The sequence below is a fragment of the Viridibacillus sp. KH_047 genome (assembly GCF_057838945.1).
Window position 1 is genome coordinate 3,972,263 of the sequence record NZ_CM174479.1, and the last position, 24,701, is coordinate 3,996,963.

At 35.1% G+C, this 24,701-nt stretch carries 29 protein-coding genes, 1 pseudogene and 1 riboswitch; of the genes and pseudogenes, 12 read left to right on the plus strand and 18 right to left on the minus strand.

Going from position 1 to position 24,701, the window contains the following annotated elements; translation table 11 throughout:
- Positions 1–122 precede the first annotated feature (122 nt).
- From AC3IS5_RS19400 to AC3IS5_RS19425, 6 genes and pseudogenes are all read right to left on the minus strand, one after another.
- Positions 123–989 carry a MurR/RpiR family transcriptional regulator gene (locus AC3IS5_RS19400; RefSeq protein ID WP_489427943.1) on the minus strand — a complete coding sequence of 289 codons (867 nt, stop codon included), beginning with the start codon at positions 987–989 and terminating at the stop codon, positions 123–125.
- Between the two features lie 148 nt (positions 990–1,137).
- Positions 1,138–1,374 carry a hypothetical protein gene (locus AC3IS5_RS19405; RefSeq protein WP_489425861.1) on the minus strand — a complete coding sequence of 79 codons (237 nt, stop codon included), beginning with the start codon at positions 1,372–1,374 and terminating at the stop codon, positions 1,138–1,140.
- Between the two features lie 6 nt (positions 1,375–1,380).
- Positions 1,381–2,397, minus strand: a complete 1,017-nt coding sequence (locus tag AC3IS5_RS19410; protein WP_489425862.1) for an N-acetylglucosamine kinase — start codon at positions 2,395–2,397, stop codon at positions 1,381–1,383.
- Positions 2,384–2,929, minus strand: a pseudogene (locus tag AC3IS5_RS19415) (carbohydrate ABC transporter permease); the annotation flags it as partial. The gene AC3IS5_RS19410 and the pseudogene AC3IS5_RS19415, both read right to left, overlap by 14 nt.
- A 43-nt stretch (positions 2,930–2,972) precedes the next feature.
- Positions 2,973–3,992 (minus strand): serine hydrolase domain-containing protein, encoded by a 1,020-nt coding sequence (locus AC3IS5_RS19420; protein ID WP_489425863.1) that lies wholly within the window; start codon positions 3,990–3,992, stop codon positions 2,973–2,975.
- A gap of 201 nt (positions 3,993–4,193) precedes the next feature.
- On the minus strand, positions 4,194–4,415 hold the full coding sequence (locus tag AC3IS5_RS19425; protein ID WP_489425864.1) for a YdbC family protein: 222 nt from the start codon (positions 4,413–4,415) through the stop codon (positions 4,194–4,196).
- A 393-nt stretch (positions 4,416–4,808) separates the two neighbouring features.
- Here AC3IS5_RS19425 and AC3IS5_RS19430 point away from each other — a divergent pair, with 393 nt between their 5' ends.
- Positions 4,809–5,894, plus strand: a complete 1,086-nt coding sequence (locus AC3IS5_RS19430) for a metallophosphoesterase (RefSeq protein WP_489425865.1) — start codon at positions 4,809–4,811, stop codon at positions 5,892–5,894.
- 69 nt (positions 5,895–5,963) lie between these two features.
- Here the strand turns inward: AC3IS5_RS19430 and bioB are convergent, their stop codons facing one another.
- The gene (bioB, locus tag AC3IS5_RS19435; RefSeq protein ID WP_489425866.1) at positions 5,964–6,965 is read right to left on the minus strand and encodes a biotin synthase BioB; all 1,002 of its coding nucleotides are present in this window, start codon (positions 6,963–6,965) and stop codon (positions 5,964–5,966) included.
- Complete coding sequence (locus AC3IS5_RS19440; protein WP_489425867.1) at positions 6,962–7,558, minus strand: biotin transporter BioY; 597 nt, start codon at positions 7,556–7,558, stop codon at positions 6,962–6,964. The genes bioB and AC3IS5_RS19440 overlap by 4 nt, the downstream gene beginning before the upstream one ends.
- A 205-nt stretch (positions 7,559–7,763) precedes the next feature.
- Here AC3IS5_RS19440 and AC3IS5_RS19445 point away from each other — a divergent pair, with 205 nt between their 5' ends.
- The 4 genes from AC3IS5_RS19445 (at position 7,764) to AC3IS5_RS19460 (ending at position 10,921) form a co-directional block, all read left to right on the plus strand.
- Positions 7,764–8,096 (plus strand): winged helix-turn-helix domain-containing protein, encoded by a 333-nt coding sequence (locus AC3IS5_RS19445; RefSeq protein WP_053418161.1) that lies wholly within the window; start codon positions 7,764–7,766, stop codon positions 8,094–8,096.
- 35 nt (positions 8,097–8,131) lie between these two features.
- Complete coding sequence (locus tag AC3IS5_RS19450) at positions 8,132–8,647, plus strand: winged helix-turn-helix domain-containing protein (RefSeq protein ID WP_053418162.1); 516 nt, start codon at positions 8,132–8,134, stop codon at positions 8,645–8,647.
- Positions 8,648–8,862: 215 nt separating this feature from the next.
- On the plus strand, positions 8,863–10,200 hold the full coding sequence (locus AC3IS5_RS19455; protein WP_489425868.1) for an AAA family ATPase: 1,338 nt from the start codon (positions 8,863–8,865) through the stop codon (positions 10,198–10,200).
- Positions 10,193–10,921 (plus strand): hypothetical protein, encoded by a 729-nt coding sequence (locus AC3IS5_RS19460; RefSeq protein WP_489425869.1) that lies wholly within the window; start codon positions 10,193–10,195, stop codon positions 10,919–10,921. Before AC3IS5_RS19455 ends, AC3IS5_RS19460 begins: the two co-directional genes overlap by 8 nt.
- Before the next feature lie 48 nt (positions 10,922–10,969).
- Here AC3IS5_RS19460 and AC3IS5_RS19465 read toward each other — a convergent pair whose 3' ends face one another.
- From AC3IS5_RS19465 to AC3IS5_RS19480, 4 genes are read right to left on the minus strand one after another with little or no spacing between them, the layout of a single operon-like run.
- Complete coding sequence (locus tag AC3IS5_RS19465; protein ID WP_489425870.1) at positions 10,970–11,665, minus strand: ABC transporter permease; 696 nt, start codon at positions 11,663–11,665, stop codon at positions 10,970–10,972.
- Positions 11,658–12,590 (minus strand): osmoprotectant ABC transporter substrate-binding protein, encoded by a 933-nt coding sequence (locus tag AC3IS5_RS19470; RefSeq protein WP_489425871.1) that lies wholly within the window; start codon positions 12,588–12,590, stop codon positions 11,658–11,660. Before AC3IS5_RS19470 ends, AC3IS5_RS19465 begins: the two co-directional genes overlap by 8 nt.
- A gap of 15 nt (positions 12,591–12,605) precedes the next feature.
- Positions 12,606–13,241, minus strand: a complete 636-nt coding sequence (locus tag AC3IS5_RS19475; protein WP_038180651.1) for an ABC transporter permease — start codon at positions 13,239–13,241, stop codon at positions 12,606–12,608.
- Between the two features lie 30 nt (positions 13,242–13,271).
- On the minus strand, positions 13,272–14,456 hold the full coding sequence (locus AC3IS5_RS19480; protein WP_489425872.1) for a betaine/proline/choline family ABC transporter ATP-binding protein: 1,185 nt from the start codon (positions 14,454–14,456) through the stop codon (positions 13,272–13,274).
- 344 nt (positions 14,457–14,800) lie between these two features.
- Positions 14,801–14,903, plus strand: a riboswitch (SAM riboswitch).
- A gap of 113 nt (positions 14,904–15,016) precedes the next feature.
- On the opposite strand from AC3IS5_RS19480, the gene AC3IS5_RS19485 reads away from it, so the two are divergent.
- The 5 genes from AC3IS5_RS19485 to AC3IS5_RS19505 all read left to right on the plus strand — a co-directional run bounded on the left by AC3IS5_RS19485 (position 15,017) and on the right by AC3IS5_RS19505 (position 19,386).
- Positions 15,017–16,192: an acyl-CoA dehydrogenase family protein gene (locus tag AC3IS5_RS19485; RefSeq protein ID WP_489425873.1), complete on the plus strand. Its 1,176-nt coding sequence runs from the start codon at positions 15,017–15,019 to the stop codon at positions 16,190–16,192.
- A gap of 36 nt (positions 16,193–16,228) precedes the next feature.
- Positions 16,229–17,095, plus strand: coding sequence for a transporter substrate-binding domain-containing protein (locus tag AC3IS5_RS19490; RefSeq protein WP_489425874.1), 867 nt, complete (start codon positions 16,229–16,231; stop codon positions 17,093–17,095).
- 84 nt (positions 17,096–17,179) lie between these two features.
- A complete protein-coding gene (locus AC3IS5_RS19495) occupies positions 17,180–17,887 on the plus strand; it encodes an amino acid ABC transporter permease (RefSeq protein ID WP_489425875.1) in 708 nt (235 codons plus the stop codon).
- A 12-nt stretch (positions 17,888–17,899) separates the two neighbouring features.
- The gene (locus tag AC3IS5_RS19500) at positions 17,900–18,613 is read left to right on the plus strand and encodes an amino acid ABC transporter permease (RefSeq protein WP_489425876.1); all 714 of its coding nucleotides are present in this window, start codon (positions 17,900–17,902) and stop codon (positions 18,611–18,613) included.
- 17 nt (positions 18,614–18,630) lie between these two features.
- On the plus strand, positions 18,631–19,386 hold the full coding sequence (locus AC3IS5_RS19505; RefSeq protein ID WP_489425877.1) for an amino acid ABC transporter ATP-binding protein: 756 nt from the start codon (positions 18,631–18,633) through the stop codon (positions 19,384–19,386).
- 50 nt (positions 19,387–19,436) lie between these two features.
- Here the strand turns inward: AC3IS5_RS19505 and AC3IS5_RS19510 are convergent, their stop codons facing one another.
- The 4 genes from AC3IS5_RS19510 to AC3IS5_RS19525 are packed head-to-tail and all read right to left on the minus strand — an operon-like array spanning position 19,437 to position 21,800.
- Entirely contained in the window at positions 19,437–19,841 is a 405-nt protein-coding gene (locus AC3IS5_RS19510) for a disulfide oxidoreductase (RefSeq protein ID WP_489425878.1), read from the minus strand.
- Complete coding sequence (locus AC3IS5_RS19515) at positions 19,831–20,481, minus strand: DsbA family protein (protein WP_489425879.1); 651 nt, start codon at positions 20,479–20,481, stop codon at positions 19,831–19,833. Before AC3IS5_RS19515 ends, AC3IS5_RS19510 begins: the two co-directional genes overlap by 11 nt.
- A gap of 53 nt (positions 20,482–20,534) precedes the next feature.
- Positions 20,535–21,383: a M56 family metallopeptidase gene (locus tag AC3IS5_RS19520; protein WP_489425880.1), complete on the minus strand. Its 849-nt coding sequence runs from the start codon at positions 21,381–21,383 to the stop codon at positions 20,535–20,537.
- A 3-nt stretch (positions 21,384–21,386) separates the two neighbouring features.
- On the minus strand, positions 21,387–21,800 hold the full coding sequence (locus AC3IS5_RS19525) for a BlaI/MecI/CopY family transcriptional regulator (RefSeq protein ID WP_489425881.1): 414 nt from the start codon (positions 21,798–21,800) through the stop codon (positions 21,387–21,389).
- 222 nt (positions 21,801–22,022) lie between these two features.
- Here AC3IS5_RS19525 and AC3IS5_RS19530 point away from each other — a divergent pair, with 222 nt between their 5' ends.
- The gene (locus tag AC3IS5_RS19530; RefSeq protein ID WP_489425882.1) at positions 22,023–22,319 is read left to right on the plus strand and encodes a hypothetical protein; all 297 of its coding nucleotides are present in this window, start codon (positions 22,023–22,025) and stop codon (positions 22,317–22,319) included.
- Positions 22,320–22,536: 217 nt separating this feature from the next.
- Positions 22,537–23,019 carry a hypothetical protein gene (locus AC3IS5_RS19535; RefSeq protein ID WP_489425883.1) on the plus strand — a complete coding sequence of 161 codons (483 nt, stop codon included), beginning with the start codon at positions 22,537–22,539 and terminating at the stop codon, positions 23,017–23,019.
- 329 nt (positions 23,020–23,348) lie between these two features.
- On the opposite strand, the gene AC3IS5_RS19540 is transcribed toward AC3IS5_RS19535, so the two are convergent.
- A complete protein-coding gene (locus AC3IS5_RS19540) occupies positions 23,349–23,894 on the minus strand; it encodes an HPP family protein (protein WP_489425884.1) in 546 nt (181 codons plus the stop codon).
- A 140-nt stretch (positions 23,895–24,034) separates the two neighbouring features.
- Positions 24,035–24,649, minus strand: a complete 615-nt coding sequence (locus AC3IS5_RS19545; RefSeq protein ID WP_489425885.1) for a PH domain-containing protein — start codon at positions 24,647–24,649, stop codon at positions 24,035–24,037.
- Between the last annotated feature and the right edge of the window lie 52 nt (positions 24,650–24,701).

The window sequence follows — 24,701 nt, forward strand, 5'->3', positions numbered from 1 at the left end:
ACAATATACATTTTGTACAAATATGATAAACTATTTTGAGAATTTGAACTTTGAGCAAAAAGCAAAAAAAAGAAATATCTGCCCTAAATTAAGAGCTGATATTTCTTTTAAGAATAGTTGATTCACCGTTTTCTAACTTTTTCATGTAACGTTTTAATTACTGTTCTCGTTTTATCCAAATACTTTATTGTCTCTTCATATGTACTAGTTGCTACGCACATAAATAGTATATCTAACACATGTAGCTGTGCTAGTCGCGAAGAAGTAGCACCACTTCTAAAAGTAGCTTCTACTTTAGGTGAAGTATATAAACAAATATCCGCCAAACTAGCAATGAGTGAATTTCCATATCTTGCAAGACTTATCGTTGTAGCATCTACGCCATTTGCTATCTCTAATACTTTAGCTACCTCATGCGTTTCACCTGAAAAGGAAATACCAACAACTACATCTCCCTCTTCTGCGTTGGCAATGGCGGTGGCACCTAAATGCGTATCCGTGAAATACATACAGTATTTATTAATGCGTACAAATTTTTGATAAGCATCCATTGCAGCTATTGCAGATGCACCAACACCAAAAAAGAAGATTCTCTTAGCATTTAATATTACATCCACAGCAAGCATAAGTTCTTTTTGATCGATTAAATCTGCCGTCTCACGTAAAATTTGCATACTATAATTTGTAATCTTATCAATTGTTAACTCTAATGGCTCATTCGGTTCGATATCACGTACATCTATCTTTTCGCTTTGTAAATCTCCAGCTATTCTAAGCTTCAATTCTTGTATGCCACTTAGACTCAATGATTTACAAAGGCGAATAACAGCCGCACTGCTTGTATGGCTTTGTTTGCCAATGTCGATTGCCGTCATTTTAATTGCCTCAGCAGGGTGTTTTAAAATATATTGAGCAATTTTCCGTTCAGAAGGTGGCAAGCTAGCTTCCATTTCAGCAAGTATAAGCAATCCGGAATTCATCTTTTCTATACTATTAACCCCCTGCTTCATTGTTTAATATTGAAGAAAGATTACTAAATTCTCTTCCTTAACTAGATATTTTTTAGTTGTATTGCTGCACGAACTTGGCCTTTTGAATTTGCTAAAAGTTGTTTTGACTCATCCAAAGTTGACTGTGTTAAAAGCATCTCCCACTTGTTCCTGCACCTACATAGAATAATCGTCCCCCTTCTTCAAGAGAATGATATACAACCTGAATCGTTTTTTCTATTTTTGGTAGAACCTTTTCAATAGCTAGTGGTATTTTGAGGTCATCCTGATTCATTAACTTTATAATTTCAGCTACAGACATTAAATCTAAATTGGTTGTTTCCCTATGATGCGCTTCTGTTTTCAGTTTTGGCTCTCGCTCCATAGATTTTCAATTCCTCCTAATCTTATTTTCAAGATCAACTTTCATCCATGTCTGTAACAGATCGACTTTCATTTTCTTTGTGATTGGAATGGACATATCAAGAAGTGCTAAAGTAAATGCACCCACTACTGGTGAAACGGATGGTTTAATCAATTCGTTGTCACCTGAGACTAGGCTTAAAGACTGCTCAAATTGACTTAGGAAATACTCATTTTCAAATAAGCCACCACACACAACAATTGGTAATGACTTAGCACTTTTCTCTCTTGAGTATATAACTCCCAAAAGGTGCACTAATTGAGCCACAGCATCAATTACAATTCGACACGCTACATCGTTACCTCGCTCTGCTAATTTCAAAACAATCATCGCAATGGATGATATGATCAAACGTGGTTGCTCCTGTTCATAAACTTTCGTGATAATGTCTACGGTATTATTTAGTTGGAGGTATTTGAGAACCTCTTCCGTAAATTCATCAAGCTCCTCTTGTAAATCGTAGAGTTGCGAGATATGACTTAATGCTTGTGTTCCAATATAATAACCACTACCTTCATCGCCAAATAAATAGCCCCATCCCCCTGCTCGACGAATTTCGCGCCCATTCTCTTGTACTAAATAAGCAAGAGAACCCGTACCCGCTATTAAAACCAATCCATCCAATTTAAATGTGCCACTTACCAAGGCAGCTACTGCATCATTGGTAACTCGAATTTCACAACGATATGGTTGGAAATATTCTTGTATCCATTCATTCCAGCAGACTAAATCTTCCTCACGATCACCACCGGCTGCACATACAAATACAGCCTTAACCTCCGCTTTTTGAACAGCGGACTTTACTAACAACTTATCTAATAGAAGGTTTATTTGGATTTTAACTTTTTCTTTTGGAGTAGCTTTTATATTCGAGCCTTCACCAGTTACAAGAGCTAGAATCTCACCATCGCTATTGCCAATTACCGCTTGAGTTTTAGTACCGCCACCATCTATTCCAATAAAATAACGTTTATTTAACTGCACCTGCCGTCAGTCCTTCCATAAACTGCTTTGAAGCGATGAAAAATAGTAAAATCATTGGTAATGAAGCCAAAGTTAAGTTAAGCCTGCAAATAGCGAACCCCAATCTGCTGAATGTTCACCAAATAATGACATCATTCCTACAGGGATCGTCATTTTTGCCTTTTCCGTAATAAAAATTAATGGGAAGAAAAAATCATTCCATGCAGATATAAAATTAATAATAACTACAGTCCCTAACGCAGGTCGCATAATTGGCAAGAGCACATGCCAGAGTATGCGTATATTTCCTGCACCATACATTCGAGCAGCGTCCTCCAATTCAACAGGCATTGTGCGGAAAAAACCTGTCAAAATAAGCATCGTTAACGGAATCCTCGTTGCAACATTCATAAAAATTAATGACCAAAGTGAATTAATTAATCCTAAATCTCTCATCAAAATAAATAATAATCGGTATCATCATTCCTAATAAGAAAATAAAGAAAATGGCATTAGTCCACGAAAATTTAAAACGTGCAATATAAAAGGCGGAACCACCTATTCAATACCTTCATGTCTGTTCCTCCACTCCAAAATTAGTTAAGCAATTCCTCATAAACCAGGTCGTGAATCTGTCTTCTGATTTCTCGAATTGAGTTATTTCTTCCAAAATGCACGGCATTTGTTAATAATACGATAGAAGATTTTTTTACAGGATCCATGCAAATACTAGTTCCTGTAAATCCTGTATGTCCAAAAGCTCCTACGCTAACCCTCTTTCCAAAGGATACTGATGGTTCTTCACCAGTCAGCACTTCAAACCCAAGACCCCTTCCTAAAAACGTATTCTTATATGCTAACTCCATCCAATTGAATGGAATAACCGACTGTTGTCGAATACCTAACCAATACTCTGAAAACAAAAGTAAATCCTTTGCACTTGAAAATAAGCCCGCACTACCAGATACACCGCCTAGTAAATGCGCCTTCTCATCATGTACATCTCCTTGGACATATTGCCCTCTAACTAGTTCAGTAGAAGCCACTTTATATTTTTGGCTATCCTGCAATAAAAATTGTGTATTATGCATATTCCACGGATAAAAAAAATGTCGTTTCACAAATTGATTTAACATTTCCCCTGTCACTTTTTCTACTATTTTGCCTAATAAAATCATCCCTAGATCGCTATAAGCGACAAATCGACCTGGATTATAGACTAAATTACATGCTAATATTTCACTCATTATATCCCTGTTATGATGTCTCTCTACTTTTGGTAATAACCCTGCTGGCAATCCTGAACTATGCTGTACCAAATGTCGAATCGTCACCTTTGGAAAACGAAATGCTGGTATAATTTCCGACACACTTCTATCAAGTTGAAGTTCATTTCTGCTTAGTAAATATAAGATAGCAGGTAATGTAGCAACGACCTTTGTTAAAGAAGCCAAATCAAAAAGGGTATTCTCTGTGATTGCATGCAATTGCAAATCCTTTCCTATGAAATGCCCGTAGCTCTTGGTTATTAAATGCTTCGAATCCTGTTGCACACTAATAACTGCGCCCGGAAGCAATTTTTGTTGAATTATTTGTTTGATATACTCATCTATCATGACAACACCCTTGTAATTTTTTTAGATTTTCCGTGTTATTACGATATGAAATTAAATAACAAAAAATAATCGGATTTCTGATTTTTTTTTACAAACCCTATACAAATAGAAAAAGAGCTATCCGTCATAATAGCGGATAACTCTTTTTCTATTTGTTCTATTGAATACATCAGTCAATCTTTACAAAAAAATTGCACTTGATTATAATGTCAATTCTTGCAACGCCTTTTTCAATGCCTGAACCTCTTCTAAACTTAATGTTACGCCTTTACCCATCTTCGTATGATCCTCAGACCAATCTCGTAGATCATACTTAGGTGCACGATCATTCCAACTGATTAAATTTAATTCTTTCTGCCAACCTTTAGCACCCTCAGAAAGTACCGCAATGTTTTCTACGATTTCGTATTTTAGCTCTGCCATTTACTCTAACTCCTTTGTTCTTTAATAACTTCATCATTTGGGCTAACTAGCTTAAATACAGCAGGTTACTATACTATTTTCAGCGCCATCAGCCTCGTAATAATCAATTATATCAGAACTTTTCTATTTCTTATTTATGAAGGGAATACACACTAGCTGGATAAACAAAAATACTATTTGCATGGATACGTATTACAAACACATTTTTTTCTTTCACTTTTTCAGATACTTTAGTTTACCCATTAAAAGTAGATTATCTTCCAATCCGTAGAAATCTACATTATTTTATATTGTAAAGGAAAAATTTGTTTCTATTTAAGCAGGATTTTCAACTTGTGTTATTGAATTATTAAGAACTGTTATTACTTTTACATAAAAGAGGGATCAACAACTATGAGAGTAGAGAAGGTTCATGTAGAAAAAGAAAAGCGAGTCATTATTGTTTCAGATATTCATGCAAGTTTGGATTTATTTAAAAGGTTGCTTCATAAAGTTACTTACACAACATATGATTATTTAATCATTAATGGTGATATGTGTGAAAAAGGTGAGAATAGTTTAGAAGTTGTAGAATACATTAGAACACTATGTAATCACTCTAGTAATGTGTATGTCACTAAAGGCAACTGTGATGTATTGTTCCGTTATGTAGAAAATGGTGACCAAAGTATTCTCCCCTATATTGAAAAAAGGAAGAACTCCATTTTAAATGAAATGCTAGCTGCCAATCATAAATCCTTAAATGATTTTGAAAATTTAGAGCAACTAACCCAATATTATCGTCAACATTTTGGAGAAATATTAACTTGGATTGAACAATTACCACATGCAATCGAAACAGAGGAATTTATAGTGATTCATGCAGGAATTGAAAATAAAGAAGATTGGCAACAAACAGAGGAGACATTTGCTTTGCAAGCAGGTGCATTTTATGAAAAAAATCATCAAGCTGACAAAATGGTGATTGTTGGACATTGGCCAGTGGTGAATTATAGATTTAATCAAACAACTTCACATCTCCCATTAATCGATTTTGATAAGAAAATAACGGCAATAGATGGAGGAAATCGAATCAAAGAGGATGGTCAATTAAATGCTTTAATCATTCAGGATAATCAATATACGTCATGTTATGTTGACGATTTAACAAATGAAGTCATTATAAAAAAAGACCATCTTGATACAACAAATCGAGTAGGTACTGTTACATATCCATATTATGAAATGCAAATCATTCAACAAGAACATTATTTCACGCTTTGTGAAAATATTAATCTCCAGCAACAACAATGGGTCAAAAACGAATATTTACAAATTGCTGATGGAAAAGCAACATGTACCCGAGGGATTAGTACAACATTTCTTTCAGTTCAAGAATCAGAAAGAGTATGGCTCTTAAATGATTCTACAGATGGATATATCCTGATTAAAAATTCAATTGGCGAGATCGGATGGATCCCTAGAGAGTGTGTATTCTAAGATAGATTCATAAGATAAAAATCATTCAACACAAATACCCTGCCGTAATAATCTACGACAGGGTTTTTTTTAATTAACTTTTAATTCACGTTGTAAGGGCTCCAAATCCACTTCAAACCCTAAATCTTCAAGCATTTGGCGATCTTTTTCTCCTGCTTGTCCTTCCGTTGTTAAGTAGTCACCTAGGAAAATAGAGTTTGCCGGGTATAAGCTGAGTGGTTGAAGTGTACCAAGATTCACTTCTCGGCCACCAGATACCCGAATTTCTTTAGATGGGTTGATAAAACGGAATAAGCATAATACTTTTAGACAATAACGAGGGTTGAGTTCATGTGTTCCCTCTAGTGGGGTACCGTCTACTGCATTTAGAAAGTTAACTGGAATAGAATCTGCATCCAATGCATGTAGGCTGCGCGCCATTGCAAGCACATCTTGTTGTGTCTCTCTCATACCGACGATAACACCAGAGCAAGGTGAAATACCCGCTTCTTTAGCTAGTTCAACAGTTTTTACACGATCATCATATGTATGTGATGTCGTAATGTTCTCGTGATGATTAGCAGACGTATTGATATTGTGATTATAACGATCAACGCCCGCTTCCTTTAACTTCTGTGCTTGTTCTGGCTTTAGAATACCTAAGCACGCACAGATGGTCATATCACTATGTTTTTCTTTTATAGCCTTTACAGAATCTACGACAATATCAATTTCTCTGTTAACAGGACCACGTCCGCTCGCAACGATACAGTATGTTCCTACATTTAATGATGCAGCTTGGTCCGCTCCTGCGACGATTTCATCTTGTTTCATCATCGCATATTTTTCAATCGGGGCTTTTGAAATAATGGACTGTGAGCAGTATCCACAATTTTCTGGGCATAGACCTGATTTCGTATTAATAATCATATTTAATTTTACTTTATTACCATAATAATAATTTCGAATTTTATAAGCTGAGTGTAATAAAGGTAATAAATCTTCATCTGGGCTTTTTAATATTGCTAATGCTTCGGTATCTGTCAGTTGATATCCATCCAGGACTTGCTGTGCTAACACCTCATAATTCATCGTGATTGCCTCACCTTCAACACTTTTTGTAATCGATGACCAAATACGCCTGCAAATACGGCTAATATTAAATCTTTCGGTAATGGTGGCATCATCCAAAGCCATGCCATTTTATAGCTGAAGCCTTCAGGTGCGCTAAACCATAACATATATGCAGCATACATCCAGTTAGTACCGATCAAATAGTTCACGATTGCCCCTACTACCGCCGCTGTGATGTACATTCTTTTCGAACTATGATTTTCTACAATTTTACCGACTATAAAAGCAACTAGTATAAATGCAACTATAAAACCAAATGTTGGACTTAATATTTGGGAAAAGCCCCCTCCGAAACGTGCGAAAACAGGTGCACCCGCTAAACCTATTAACATATAAACCGTAATTGAGAGGGCACCTAGTCGACTTCCCAATACAAGACCAGCCAATACAGCAAAGAATAGCTGCAATGTAATCGGTACACCACCTACTACCATAAACGGTGCGAAAGAAGTAATATTCGCTCCAATCATCATAAGTGTTGCAAATAATGCACAATAGACTAAATCGACTGTTCTCAATTTACTTTTAGAATTCATTGTACTTGTTGTCATATTACACCCCTGTATATTTATGTATTTATAAATATAGTAAAAAAAAAACCATCTTGTGTCAACCTATTAAAATATTAAGGTTAACACAAACACCTGGAACATATTACAATGCATTGCATTGTCGACTAATGTACTCCGTTGTGTTACAATGGATATATTAGCAGCTACTTACAATTGCTTCTACTAACTAAGGGGGCTTTACATTATGTCAAATGTCAACGTTGTAACTCCAGAGGTCGGCTTACCGGAGCGTAAAATTATCACTAATCGTCTTTTCGAATTTCTTTATTTAAAAGAAAGACAGGTACCTATTCAAGATGTATATACAGCCATGGCCAATGTTTTTCAACTGACTACTGCACAACAAAAACTAACCCTAAAAAGCGGGGCAAGTCTTTTCGAAAATGAAGTAAGAAATGCTCATACTGAATTAAAGAAAAAGGAATATACTACGAGTACTGCAAAACGAGGATTTTGGAGCATTAGCGAAAAAGGTAAAAAAGTTTATCTACATTCTCGTCTAAAAAAATTCAATTAATAAATCGATATAATCGGCTTCCAGGGGGATAACATATGTCAAAGGAGCAATATCATGCCGGAAACTCATTAACTTTACGATTACGAAAAAGTGATGAGGGCATTATGAGATGGGCCGGTGCTCAATCTGAAATCGGAGATTCTATACGGTTCCTAATCGAGCAAGAGATACAGAGAAACGGGTTTAAGGATTTGTCTTTGGAGATTAAAAACAAACGCCCTATCCTTCCTACCTCTACAGACATAGAGCCAAATTTACTAGCTTATTTATACAATCGCAATGAACCCGTAGCAATTAATGATGCATACGAAGAAATGCGTGAGCTGTTCGAAATCACTGAGGATGAAGCACGTATTACAGTGCGTGATGGTCAAGAGCCTCAATGGAAAAACAATGTTCGTTGGGCTAGTCAACAGCTGAATATTAAAAACTTTATCCGCAAAGATTCTCAGTATGGTTATTGGGAGATTTCAGAAGATGGCAAAGTTTATTACGAAAAAACTCAAAATAATATTACTATGCAAAAAGAGGTTGCTCATAAGCCAATATAATTGGCTATGAGCAACCTCTTTTTTTATGACTCCTCAGGAAATCCTGGCACAATGCGTTCAGTGTAGTATGTGTATGATCACCCCATCTTTTTGTAACAAAAACACTATTATTATCAATAAATAACACCTAACAACTTCGAGTTTATAATTAAATTCAGTATATTTTTCTTCCTTTATCTAAATAATATAGACAGTTCGTTTTTAGGAGGAAGTACATGAAACCAATTATTAAAGTTCTAGATGTCACATTAAACAACCTAAAAAACGTCAAATACGGAACATTTCATATCGATACAAACTTTGGCAAATTAGAAGAGGCTAATGTTATTGGATTCTATGGTCAAAATGGTTCAGGTAAGACTGCCGTTGTACAGGCATTTCAAATTTTATCGGCACTCTTAGATGGTGGGATTTATAAAAAACTTCCTCATGCTCATCACCTACATATATACTACGGTGAATCATCTTTACAACTAAATTTCCAATTCATCATCAAAAATAAATTTGGCGAGTACTTCTTAAAATACGCTGTTTCACTTGTGGTTGGTGAAGAACGATTAAATGTAATGACAGAAAGCTTAAGTTATCGAGAAAATAAACGTGGGAAACGCTTTAAAAACATACTCTCAAAAAACGGAGAGGAAGTTATTATTCGCACTACCAATCTCACCTCTTTAAACCAAAATGATCGAGTTAAAGTATTAGTAGCAAACCATCTATCTAAAGAAAATCATTCATCCTTCATTTTCAGAAAAGAAGTTAGAAATATTCTCCCCAATTATTTAGGTGAAGCAGAAATGGCACTCATTCAAAATATTATTTTTGACTTCAAGAGAGACTTGCATATCATTGATAATACGCAGTTTGGTAACTTAATCTCTAATATTACGATGCCTTTTAATATACATCTTGAAAATAAACGTGGCGTTATTCCTTCTAAATTAGAAGATACTACTTTACTACCAAAAGACATGTTCAATGCAATGAAAGAATTAATAGAACAAACGAACATTGTTCTCAAAATGCTTATTCCTGGCTTACAGATTAAAATCCATGTTCTTCATACACAAAAATTGAATGATGGATCTGACGGTGTGCTCGTTGAGTTTCTCTCTCGAAAAGGGGACATTGAGCTACCTTTGAAATGTGAATCCGAGGGTACGTTGAAGATAATCTCTATCTTAAGTACAATCATTGCTGTTTATAACAATCCCAATGCATGCGTTATTATTGATGAATTAGATGCTGGTGTATTTGAGTACTTATTAGGTGAATTACTTGAAATTATCCATGAGAATGGAGCAGGCCAATTGATATTCACCTCCCATAACTTACGTATACTTGAAGTACTACCAATTCATAATTTATGGTTCACTACTACAAATGAAGAGAATCGCTATATGCAATTAAAGGGTGTTAAAAAGCTTAATAATCCTAGAGATGTCTATTTGCGTGCAATTCAGTTAGGTGGTCAAGACGAATCAATTTACAAAGAAACGAATGCCTATGATATGAAAAGAGCATTTAGAAAAGCAGCTATTATAAATGAGTAATAAAGCTAAAAAAGTTATCTTGTTACTAGTAGAAGGTGCATGTGAAGAAGCTTTATTATACGATCGAATACGTACTTTATTTAATAATAATGAAATTAGATTCGATATTATTAAAGGGGATATTATGGGGGATTTAAATCAAAAGAGCTCCAATATAAAAAACCTAGTTGGAGATCGCGTCAAAAGCTATATTAATAAAATGAAATTAGGCCCTAAAGATTTATTGGCAATTATTCAAATAGCCGATACAGACGGCTGCTTCATCGATGAATCCGCCGTAATAATTGATGAAAATCAAGATAGATTAACGCTCTATAACACTAAAAATATCAGTGTTCCTAATAGTAATCAACAAAGCAAAATTATTGAAAGAAACAAATTAAAAAGCAAAAATATTCATACCATGCGAACGCTCAATTCGATTTTATCTGGCAAAGTAAATTATCAAATTTATTATTTTTCTAGAGCACTTGAACATATTTTGTTTAACGAAGCCAATCCAGAAACACGTTATAAAGTACGTGAGGTTGAGGAATTTTTAGAGAATGAACAAAAGCCAATAGAAGAGTTTCTTTCAAATTTTTTACCCATTTCAACTAGTATGACATTAGAAGAAAAGTATTTGGAAAGTTGGCAAAGCATATCTGCTGACCTTGCCTCTTTGGAAAGATATTCGAATGTATCACTAATGTTCGATTATATGAAAATGATTAACGAATAACAATACAAACCTTGATACCAAAGTAATTTTGGTTTCAAGGCTTGTACTTTAATCATTCAAGCTTTGTACTGTTGGTGTAGCTAAATTTTTATGACGTTTTACTGGGTCCAATTTGCGCTCTATGAAACCAAGTATCAAATCTGTTATAACAGCCATCAGTGCTGTTGGAATGGCACCTGCTAGAATAATTGCTGTACCATCTGTAGCGTTTGTACCACGGATGATAATATCCCCAAGTCCACCTGCTCCAATGAAAGCACCAATTGCTGTAATACCGATCGCAACAACAAGGGCTATACGAATTCCTGCAATAATTACAGATAGTGACAGTGGTAACTCAATCATATACAGCACTTGGATACGAGTCATACCCATCCCTCTACCGGAATCGGTCAGATCCTTGTTAATATTATTAATACCTGTATATGTGTTTTTAATAATCGGAAGTAATGAGTATAAGAATACAGTAATAATTACTGTCGTTTTGCCAAGCCCCATACCTAGCATAAGAATCGCCAGTAATGCAAGCGCCGGTATAGTCTGTATTATATTCGCTATCGTAATGATGAACCCTGATAATTTCGCGTATTTCGAAATAAGTATGCCAAGTGGAATACCGACGACGGCTGCTAAGGTTACACCGTATATTGAGATAAGAAAATGTGTGATAAATTGCTCGAATACATAAGAACCATTTTCAGAGAAGTAGTAAAAGAATTGTTGGAATGTATTTAAATCAGTCATCCTTTTTCCCTCCTTCTTCATCTTCAAAATAATTATGTTCTTCTAAGAATTTTTCGGCTACAATAGCTGGTTCAACAAGATTGTTGTCAGCTTCATAGTTAAGCTTTTGCATTTGCTCTGTTGATATTTTACCAATCAATTTTTCAATCGCTTCTTTTACTTTTGGTTTTGCTTCTAATAATTCATTTACTGCAAGCGTACTTGCATCATACGGTGGGAAGAATTGTCGGTCATCCTCTAATACAACAAGATCATAACTTGCAATACGACCATCTGTTGTATAACCAAGAATCACATCCATTTTGCCTGCCTCTACAGCATCGTAGACAAGCCCAATCTGCATAGGATATACGTCTTTAAAATCAAAGCCATACGTTTTCACAAAGTCTTTATAACCATCCCCGACACGATTGACCCATGAGTTATCGACACCTGCCTGTAAATCTTTTGCGATGTTTTTTAAGTCACTCACTTTTTTCAAATGATGTTTCTCAGCCATTTCACGCGTGACCATAAATGCATAAGTATTTGCAAAACCATATGTGTCGAAGAAGGTTTGGTCGTAGCGCTCTTGGAATATTTTTTGTACATTATCCATCGCCTTTTTAGGATCTTTAACAGGTTCTTCTTTTAAAGCCCCAGTAAGGTCTGTTCCTGTATAACGTGTTGAAGAAATATTTGCATCGCCATTAATCATTGCTTGATGCAGGACGACACTTGATCCTAGATTATTAATCAATTCTACCTTTTCATCCGTTTCATGTTCAATCATTAATTTCAGCATATTAGCCATGATCTTACTTTCTGTTGTTGTCATTGAAGCAATTTTCACGTCATTATCATCACTTGAACCAGTCAGCGAACAAGCAGATAAAAATAACACTGTCATAATCAAGCTAATGGTAATTATTTGTTTATATTTCATAAGCATGTTCCCCTTCTATCGTTCAATTTTTAAACCTCTTGGTGTAGCCCACTTTTCTACTTTAGATAATATAAAGTCAGTAATTAAGGCCAAAATAGTTACTAACACAGCGCCGCCAATAATAAATTCAGGTTGATAAAGGTTCAGTCCATTAAAAATAAAATCACCTAAGCCACCTGCTCCTATGTAAGATGCTAAAGTTGCCCATGAGATGGCATAGACTGCTGATAATCTAATCCCCGACATAATGACAGGGATAGCTAATGGCAGTTCGACCATCCCGATGGATTGTATTTTTGTCATTCCCATACTAATTCCGGCTGATTTAAGACCTGAATTAACAGAATTCATACCAATATACGTATTATTTAGAATAGGTAATAGTGTGTAGATAAATAGAGCAATAATTGCAGGGATTTTCCCGACTCCTAAGAATGGAATCATTATTGCTAAAATAGCTAATGATGGTAGTGTTTGCAGAACACTTGTAATGCCTAAAACGATTTTAGCGGTTCTCTGTAGTTTTGATAATAAAATACCCAAAGGAACTGCAACGACAATGCCTAAAATTAAAGCTATGGCAGATATATAAAAATGTTCCCATGTTTTTTGTACAATATCTCCGCCGTTTTGTGTTATAAAATCAATCATCTACTCACGTCCTTTCTATTTAGTTAGTATTTAGTTAAGTTGTTTATTAGATACACTTTGTTGCTCTAGATTAATACCATTTGCATCTTCATTTATTTCCTCATCACCCCAGATAGTGTCATATACCATATCCACAATATTTGCACGAGTAACAAGTCCAATTAAACGATGCTCTTCATCTACAACAGGAATATGTTTTAAATTCCGCTTTAAAATACGTCGTACTGAATCTTGTAATTTTGTACCATTACGAACATAAAAGACGTCTTTTTCTACTGCTTCAGAAATGCTAGAAGTGGTATGTCGTGCTTTAGTTAATCCCTCAACATCGATATAACCTTTCAAATGATTTTGTCCGTCAACAACAAATAATGTGTCGACACGCTTTGTTACCATCAAACGAAAAGCATCATTAATACTTTTTTCTAATGTAATAGAGATTGGTTTAATCATTACATCATCAACAATTTTTGCACTTGGCTTTTCTTGCATTAAACGGTGAGAGCCAATAAATTCACGAACAAATTCGTTAGCAGGGTTAGATAGGATATTGTCAGGAGTATCAAATTGGATAACTTGGCCACTATGCATTATACAAATGCGATCTGCCAATTTAATCGCTTCGTCCATATCGTGCGTGACGAAAATAACAGTTTTACCAAGACGTTGCTGTAAATCTTTCATCAAGTCTTGTAACGTGTCACGAGTAATAGGGTCTAATGCGCCGAATGGTTCGTCCATTAAGATAATGTCTTGGTCTGCGGCTAATGCCCGGAGCACGCCGATACGCTGTTGCTGACCACCAGATAATTGCGCGGGATATAGATCGAGATAGCTTTGAGGTAAATTTACAAGTTCAATGAGGCGTTTTGCTGTTTGATCTTTCTTGTCTTTTGTCCATTTCAACAATTTAGGTACAAGCGTAATATTTTCACGAATGGTCATATGTGGCATAAGACCGATTTGTTGAATAACATATCCAATACTCCTACGAAGTGCTACGGGGTTCTTTTTCGCTAAATCTTCCCCTTCTAAATAAATGGTGCCATTGGTTGGTTCTATCATTCTATTAATCATGCGCATGGCAGTCGTTTTCCCACTTCCACTAGTACCGATAAAGGCGACAAATTCACCGCGTTCTATTTCAATATTCATATCATCAACGGCTTTCTTTCCACCCCTATATACTTTCGATAAATTCTCTATCTTTAGCATAAGTATTCCCCCTCAAATTTTATAACCTAAGTTCTTTTACCCCCTATCGATAGACATTAAACCTCAAAAAACAAAAATATTGAAAATATTTAATTAGTTGTATGGCTCATTACAATTTTAAACTATATGAATGTGCCAACTTCAATACGCTAAATGCATTGATTCCTTGCACTCTACTGATTGTTGATAATTAAAGTCCTTCATTTATTTCCAATAAAATTTATCCCATTTTAAATTGTAATCTTAGGTTCTTTTCTATAACCTTTAATTCCTATAAAATTACTTCGTTTTAGGTATTGACTTTCACTTTTAGAAAAAGTAAGATAATTGAAACAATAGAAAATTACTTATCATGAGAAGCTAAGGGACTGGTCCGATGAAGCTTCAGCAACCACTGTCTGACAGAATGGTGCTACTTCCAGCAAGAGCAATCTTGACAGATAAGGGTGCATACACAACATTTAAGCTCCCTCTTTTATCAATGAGGGATTTTTTATAACTTTAATACATAGTAATTCTATAGGAATTATTTATTTAAAAGGATAAAAGGGGGATTTTTTATGAAAGAGATATTTATAAGAACAGATCTGCAACGACAATGGTTAGATAAACTAGCATTACTTAAAGACCAAATTACAGGTAGCGCTGCAACTGTAGATGAATTATCTATCTTCCCAAAAGAGAGCTTTAGCCTGCTCCGAGAAATTGGCTATCCAGCAATCACTTTACCAAAAGAGTTCGGTGGCGGAGGATTTTCAGTTTACGATATGGTCCTGTTGCAAGAAACACTTGCAAGCTACGATGAAAATACTTCCCTATCTATGGGCTGGACTTTAGGTGTTGTTGGAGAATTGTATGAGCAGAAATTGTGGACAGATGACAAGCTTAATTTCTTTGCAAATGAAGTACAAAATGGTGCTATTGTAAATCGTTCTGTAAGTGAGGCGCGTACTGGAAGCCCCACTCGCGGTGGACGTCCTGGAACAAATGCCGTTCGCTCGAATAATGAGTGGCTTATAAATGGACGTAAAATTTTCACAACAGCTTCCCCTGTTTTAGATTATTTTTTAACTTCTGCTTGGATTGAAGAAAAACAACAAGTTGGCTTCTTTTTGATTCATAAAGATACAGTAGGAGTTTCTATTGAAGAAACGTGGGATGTAATGTCGATGCGCGGCACATCAAGTCACGACTTAATATTACAAAACGTTAAAGTAAGTGACTCGGATTTAGTTGAATTACCAAATCATCCAAGCGGAGGTAAAATCAACGGCTGGTTATTGCATATTCCTGCAACTTATTTAGGCATAGCACAAGCAGCTCGTGATTATGCAGTTCACTTTGCAAATCACCATCAACCAAATAGTTTAAATGCACCGATCAGCTCATTACCAAATGTGCAGCATCTATTAGGTGAAATTGAGTTAAAACTTCAGCAATCTAGATTTGTCTTGTATGGAACAGCTGAAGCTTATGACGACCCAAAACGAAGAGATTCGTTGAGCAATGAAATCGCTGTAGCCAAACATACAGTGACTAATGCAGCCATTGACATCGTTGATAAAGCAATGCGAGTAGTAGGGGCAAAAAGTTTACAAAACGCTAATCCATTACAACGATATTACCGCAATGTCCGTGCAGGTCTACACAATCCTCCAATGGATGATATGACCATTACAAAATTAGCATTAACAGCTATTGAAGAACAAAAGCAAAAGAATCCGGTTGAAAATTAATAATAAAAAAATAATCTTAAAAAGGGGTTTTAAGATATGTTCAGTAAAAAACTATTAAAATTTGCCGCAGTCGGTATTACTTCAATAGCAATTTTAGCTGGTTGCTCTACAAGTGAAGCATCTGATTCTAAAGATAAAGGAGATTCATCAAAAGTACGTACGGTGAAAGTTGCCTTTGACCAAGCGAGTAAGCCGATTTCATATATTGACGACCAAGGTAATCCAACTGGATACGATGTAGAAGTGATGAAGCTAGTGGATGGATTATTACCAGACTATAAATTTGAATATGTAGGCACGACTAGTGACGACTTATTAATTGGTGTCGAACAAGGTAAATACCAAGTCGGTGTCAAAAACGCCTTCTTCACAGAAGAGCGTACAGAAAAATTCATCTACCCTAAAGAGTTTCTTGGCTTAAGTAGTGCAGGTTTAGTTTTACGTAAAGAGGATGAAAATATTAAATCGCTAAAAGACTTTGCATCAGCAGGCTACTCTCTAGCACCAATTGCCGCAAATAATGCTCAATATACAGTCATCGATGAATACAACAAAAAAAATCCAGATAACAAAGTAAAACTAAAAGCTGGAGATGCTTTCACTATCGATATTGTTCAATGGGTCAATGAAGGCCGAGTAGATGGCGGTGTAATGATCGAAGGTCCTTTTAACCAGCAAGTTACAGCCAAAAACGGCGCTTATCACAAATTAGCAAATGACATTGTGTACAACGAATTTGCTGTAATTAAAACATGGCCACTATACAACAAAAAAGAACAGAAATTTGCAAACGCATATGACAAAGCTATAAAACAAATTAAAGAACAACAAAAAACAAATGAACTAAGCAAAAAATTCTACGATCGTGATTTATTTGAAGTACTTGAGCAAGTGGAACGTTAATTGCTTATGCATACGTAACGTCCTTAGGCTGTTGAGTCATTAAACTCAACAGCCTTTCCAATACAAAACGAAAATGGTGAGCATATGGAAAAATATTTTGATGCATCTTATATCTGGGAGTCACTCCCTATTTTACTCCCTTTTCTAAAGGTGACATTTATGATAGCAGGACTGTCCATTTTACTAGGTTCCTTTTTTGGTTTACTACTTGCGATAGCCAAATTGAGCAGCAGTAGAATTGCTCAAAAACTTGCAAACGGCTATACAACTATCATGCGTTGTACACCTTCAATCGTGTTACTATTTCTCGTTTATTATGGTGTACCTGCACTAGCTGAAAATTTCGGCCTTAATTTGCACGATATTGATACGGCCATATTTGTTATCGTAACTTTCACACTACAATTTGCAGCCATAATGTCCGAAGTAATTCGTTCTTCTTATGGTTCAATTGACAATGGCCAATACGAAGCCGCTGTTAGTGTCGGCCTAACACCTTTTCAAGCCTATCGTCGTATTATTTTTCCACAAGCTTTAGTTGTAGCACTCCCCAATCTTGGTAACGGTATGATTGCCTTATTACAAGAAGGTGCACTTGCTTATACTATTGGGCTTATCGATGTCGTTGGAAAAGCTAATCTCATTATCGCCAGCAATATAAATGCACATGCTCTCGAAATTTTTATTGCTTTAGCAATCATCTACTGGGTATTGTCATTGATCATCGAAAAAGTCTTCTCAATTCTTGAAAAATTCTTTAGTAAAGGTAAAAAAACGTTGGAAGCGACATAAGGAGGTACGCACATGTCTGAAGGATTAAATTATAAATTTTTGATTGATACATTTTTCGTCGCATTGTCTGGCGTACCAGTGGCCCTACTTGTGACTATTGTTTCTTTACTGATTGCCATACCTCTTGCGTTTTCACTCGCTTTAACACGTATTTATCGAATACCTTTTATACATCGTTTAGCTCAAGTGTACGTATCTTTTGTACGAGGTACGCCTATTATTATTCAAATTTTCATCGTCTATAGTAGTGTTCCATTAATTTTAACAGCACTATTTAAAAAATATGATATTGCTGTTGATGTCTATAAAATCCATCCAATTTGGTACGCCTTTATCGTCTTTTCATTTAGCACTACTGCCATTTTGATCGAGGTATTTCGTTCTGCACTAAGTACAGTCAACAAAGGGCAATTAGAAGCTGCACATTCGGTTGGTTTAACAACTTATCAAGCATACCGACGCATCATCATTCCACAAGCACTTGTGGTAGCACTACCGAATATTTGTACAGCAACCGTCAACCTCATCAAAGCTACTTCCCTTGGTTATGCAATGTCTTTACAGGAAATCACATTGAAAGCTAAGGTCGCTGCAAACTTAGGATACAACTATGTTGAAGCATATATAGATATATTCATCGTGTACTTAATCTTATGTAGTGTTGTCGAATACGGCTTCAAATTGTATGAAAAACACTTACGGAAATATAAATTAGCAAACTCTTAAAACTGGGGTGTGATGATATGTTAAGTATAAAAAATGTGCATAAATCTTTTGGCAATCATGAAATATTAAAAGGTGTCGACTTATCCATTGATAAGGGGGATGTTGTCGTCATCTTAGGTCCTAGTGGATCCGGTAAAACGACTTTACTCCGTTGCCTTAACTTTTTAGAAATGGCCGATCAAGGTCATGCCACTTTCGGAGAGATTGATGTAGATTTACATGATGCCAAGAAAAAAGACATTCATGCTATACGCCAGAAAATTGCATTTGTCTTTCAAAACTACAATCTATTTAACAATAAAACTGCACTTGAAAACGTCATAGAAGGCCTTATTATTGGACGTAAAGTGCCAAAAAAAGAAGCTATTGAAATTGGTAAAAAAGCTTTAAGTAAAGTGGGTCTTACCGACAAATACGATGCTTATCCAAGTCAACTGTCAGGTGGTCAACAACAACGAGTCGGTATTGCACGTGCAGTTGCTTTGAATCCCGATATTATTCTTTTTGATGAACCTACATCTGCACTAGATCCAGAGCTAGTTGGAGAAGTACTAGCTGTTATGAAGAATATCGCCAATGAAGGTACAACAATGCTTGTAGTTACCCATGAGATGTCCTTTGCTAAAGATGTAGCTAACCGCGTTATCTTTATGGATGGTGGCGTTGTCGTTGAGGAAGGTAATCCTCATGAAATTTTCGTCAAACCTAAAGAAGAACGTACGAAGAAATTTTTAAAACGTGTGCTACCTGAAGATTATTCATTCTTTATTTAAATCATAAAAAGGTCCACCCCTAAGTAGGAGGTGGGCGCTTTCTATTTCACTTATTTACGTTTCCACAGTACTAACATCGATATTGTAATCAATGTAAAAGCGATAAAAGATAAAAATGGAATCGTTACGAAACCAAGCCAATTTATATATTGCCCCGAGCATGGTACGCCACTAGTACACGTACTGAACTCATGCATTGATGGTATCTTTTGTAATGCATAATGATAGCCAGAAAGAAGCATTCCAAAAGCCGACATCGGAATCACATATTTATAAATACCTTTATCGTTTCTATAAAATGCCATCCCTAAGAAAAAGACAAGTGGGTACATTAATATACGCTGATACCAACAAAGTGTACATGGGATAAAACCCATTTGTTCACTAAAAAACAAACTACCCATCATGGCTATAACCGACGTTATCCAGCCAAAAAGGAGCGCTTTATTTACCATTAGCCGTCGCCTCTTCTACCATTTTCACAAAATCATCGTATGTATCTCCAATGAATTGCTTGCCATCAATATAGATAGTTGGTGTTGATTGGACACCGAGATTTTTTGCCATTTGCATATCTTTATCCCATGCTTCTTGCCCAGCATTTTCACCAAAAGCTTTCATTACCTTTTTTGTTTCTTTCTCAGTGGCTATTTCCGCTAATGCTTCTTCTAAGAAATCCTCAGTATATAAATCTACTTTTTCATAAGATAAATCTGTTGGTTGTTTACTGAACAGTAGCTCATGGAAAGCCCAAAACTTCTCATTTCCCAGCTCTTTATAGACTGTTTCAGCAAATTGAGCTGAGCGATTCGAATCAATATTAATAAAAGAATAATTCACAAAGTAAAACTTGGCTTTCCCTGTTTCAATAAAGTCTTTATTAATAATAGGAAACATTCGATCATTGAAATCTTTACAACTTGGACATTTATAATCACCAAATTCAACAATATCCACAGGTGCAGATGCTTCACCTAAAAACGGTTGCCCTTTATAATCAATTTCTGCCGATTTTTCAGTAGATTTCGTTAAAAAAATAATACCTACGATACAAACTACTACTATTCCTACAAACCAAAATATTTTCTTAGACATTAATAAGCACTCCTAATCGAGACTACATTGCGTAGTGTATTGGGGTAAAAAATTTACGCCAAGGCGTAAATAAATAAAGAACAAATAAAACTAAAAATCGCTAAAGAGATTAATAACATTCTCACTGGTAAATTCCATTGAATTTCTCTTAGCGGGTCTAAAATAAAGCCTATTCGATAATTAACAGATGTATCTGCAAATGATGCATAAGAAAAAGGCATATTTTCATACTTACTTACTTTTAACATTTTCAACAAGGCACTACCCAAGTGCACAGATGTCTGTTGTTTTTTAATGGCATATTCATCTGCTAGCAATTCTTTCATGATTTTATATTTCTGATTACACCAATCTAAAATCGGAATATACCACATTGTAGATGAACAGAGTTCCATTAAAAATATCTTAAGTGGATCTCGATTTTCCTTATGGTACATCTCATGTGAAATAACAGCTTCTAACTCTTCGTCAGATATCAGATTCATCAAACCTGTTGATAAGACGATCTTGGGTTTTATAAATCCCATCGTAAGTGCTAATGGTGTAGGATGCGAAATGACAAGTAGCACCTCTTTACCTTGGCTATATGTACAATTCATATTGAGCGTAAGCATATTCTCTCTATATTGCCTAAATCTCTTTTTCATACGAATAGCATGATAGAATTGAGATCCTATTTTCCATATAGTCAAAATTAGTGTATAGCCGACAAGTACATCAAGTATATAGTCCAGTGAAGACAATCCGATCATTCTCATCCAGCTATGACAGACGACTACAAGATTGTATTGAACAGTCCAACCAGCTATCTTTGCAACAAAATATAAACCCATTTCTAAAAAAATAGTTCCCGAAATAAAGAGCGATACGATGAGGGTGATAGACGAGTGACGTTTGTACATACATTACGTATCCTTTTTCAGTTCTTTAATTTTTTTCTCAAGCATAGCTACGAGATCATCATCGACATCTTCTAATGCATCGAGCATATGGCTAACTACAACATTACCAAACTCGTCCATTAGCTCATTAGTCATTTCTTTAGATTGTGTATTCAAAAAGTCTTCTCTCGAGAGTACTGGCTTATATAAAGACGATCTACCTTCAGTTCTCTTTTGAAGAATTCCCTTGTCAACTAATCGATTCATGACTGTCATGACTGTGTTAAAATTCGTCAACTTTTCTTGTTCAAGCACTTGTTGAACATCTTTGATGGTCATTTCTACATCGTTCCATAAAATGTCCATAATTTTGGCTTCTAGAGGGCCAAAAAAGCGATTCAACCCACTTTCGTTCATTTTGAATTTTCGAATCCTCATGACTTGATCACCTCACATTACTCATTGTAGTGTTACAACCATTTCCAGTCAAGAATTGTTCCACAATACTATTTATTTAGATGTTATATCATCTCGGAGTTATTAAAATACATTATGAATTCATTAAATTTGAGGGTTCAAATAACATTCTTTTATTAGAAAACTGTTAAGATATGCGTATAGATTTTCTATCATGGGCATCTTATGATTGGAGGTATCGTCATGACTAAACAAAATAACGCAGCTATATGCGCCATCAAATATCATTTAGTTGAACGGATTACGGGTTGGTTTGAACAAACAACACAACGTACTACTCACCACATACACTTGTATGCTGATTCAGTTTCAACTGCTAAAAACGTCTTTAAATTAGAACATGTTCATGACATGTCATATAAACCTTTCTCTAGCGGGTCTGGATTATTTTATTTGCATACAAACCAAGGGGTATTCATGTTCGAAATCGAAGTGGATCCAACTCATTTTATTCAAACGTATAAAAGAATGCGTGGATGAAGATTTTTTTAATAAGCAGCTAATATTTCTTTTACTTCTTTGCTCTGCCATCGTTCACTAGCCACTTTCTATTATCTTCTAGTACTCTGATATAGCATTCAGGTGCATTGTAAGCATTCCTGATTTATAATGAAAGGTATGACATGAATAGAGAGTATTAATTTGGGGTTAAAGAGAGGCGCATAAGTTGCGTCATGAGTAGGTGAAGAAGGGTTTTATGTTTAAAAATAAAAAAATAAATATCCGTGTATCTGGATGGTCAGCACTTCTGATTTTGATAATGATATTAATTCTTGGACTTTTTTTAGTAGTGACTGTACCGCTCTTCGGATTTTTTGGTTTGTATAATTTATTGGCTAAGTATGATTTAGCATCTATACAAATTTTCGAACAATGGTATAGAAATGGATTATATTACGGATGGTTTATATTATTGATTGCAGCAATGATGTTCTTGGTGGACTTCATAAATTTATTTGTCGTTGCGAGTTTTAACCTACCTTGGTCAAAACCGGTAGCAGTAATTAGTTATGCCATACAAACTGCTGTTTGTGCTATCCTTTTTAAAAGTTTATTAGTAATGAGCTTTAGTCGAATTGATGTAACATGGACGGGTTCTATTATTATATTTGTACTTTTATATATTATTGTGGCCGTTTTTAGTTATGAAAAACCAGAGCAAGCTAAGGAAAATGAGTGAATGTAGTTAGAGCTTCCTAATAAGAAGCTCTATTATTTTTGGAAAATATAACATATCCAAAGGTTGACTCAATCACTAAAATTTGATAAAATTTCATTCGTTCGGTAATTTTATCGTTTTTTAATTCGGTAAAGTTCGAACTTCATGTGAGTATAAACTTGTTTTTGAGCTTCTAACACTCGGTTAGGTGCTCTTTTTTTGCATTTATTTAAATAATTCATTAACTATAAAATGATTCACTGTGAACAATAATTTTATGAATTAAAACAGATACTTCTAAGTTAGTTGTTTTAATCTAAAAATTATTAACCAATTTTGGGTAGAGTTTGTCACCACCAAAAAGATGGATATTTTCTTGTGCTTCTCAAGTTATTTATTATGAGTGCGAAAATAACAATGATTAGTGAACCTATCAATACAGGAGTAATGATATAATGCCAGCTATAGTTTCCCAGCATAATAATAACGGGATTGGCTCCTGCTGGTGGATGTGTTGTCTTAGTAATCATAATAAGTGCTATAGCTAATGCTACTGCTAGAGCAATTGCCCAAGGTTCGTTACCAAAAAGTTTTAGCATAATGACACCAACTGCACTTGTTAATACATGACTTCCAATAATATTACGTGGCTGTGATAGTGGTCCGTTCCAAAGCGCAAAAGCTAGTATGCAACTGGAACCAAATGGGGCCATAAACCATATCGTATTAGTTATTTTCGTTAGTTCAAGGAGAACAAAGATCGTGATATAGCAACCAATTAAAGCCGTCAGTATATCTTTCCAATTTGTTTTCAGCGGTGATTGGCCCTTACCTTTCATTTTTGCAATGTAAGATAGTGTTTTTGATTTTTGTTTTGGTGATGCAATTTGTGACACGTTGTTTCCCTCCTAATTTATTTACTTTACTACAACTAAGTGAATAATTAAGGAGTTATAATATTTAAATTATATTGCTAGAAAGGCTTTTACTAGTCTATAAAAAAAGTTATCCACTAGAGTGGATAACTTCTTTTTTATTAGTGATTAATATATAACTCAAATACTTCTCTGTAATCTTCTTTAACATATTGCTTTTTACTTTGAAGAACCCAATCGTTAGCGAAGCGTGCGATTTGCTCAAATGATTGGGCTGGTGTTACTGCATTACTCTCTACTTTGCCGATTGATTCTGCTGCATACGTTAAGCTGTTTTGAGCAATTTCAAAGTATTGTGTGTTATTTTTCATCTCTACAGAAATTGCATGAAGTGCTTTATATAAATCTTTAATTTCTGTGTCAAATTTTTTGTGAATATCGATGGACATAGGAATATTATTAATAGTGAATTTAATTTCGATATCTAAATCGATTGTGCCTGCAGTTTCTAACATTACATCTGTGATTGTACTGTGTTGATAGTCATAACGCTTTAATAGACGCCTTTTACTAATCGCATTTTCGCCGTCTACGTGAATCAGTGCTTTATTTGTGAAGCAATATTCGTCTGCTTTCGTTTTAATTAGGAAGTAAATAACTTCACCTGATTCGTGTAGAACGAAATCGTCGGCTTCTGTTTTGTCGAAATTTTCTTTAGGTACGACAATCCCAATATCAGAAAGGCCTAGTGCATCTGAGGCAAATTTTTTAAACATATTTTGTTCCTCCACTAATGATGAGATTTTATTCTATCTTCTCTTTATACGA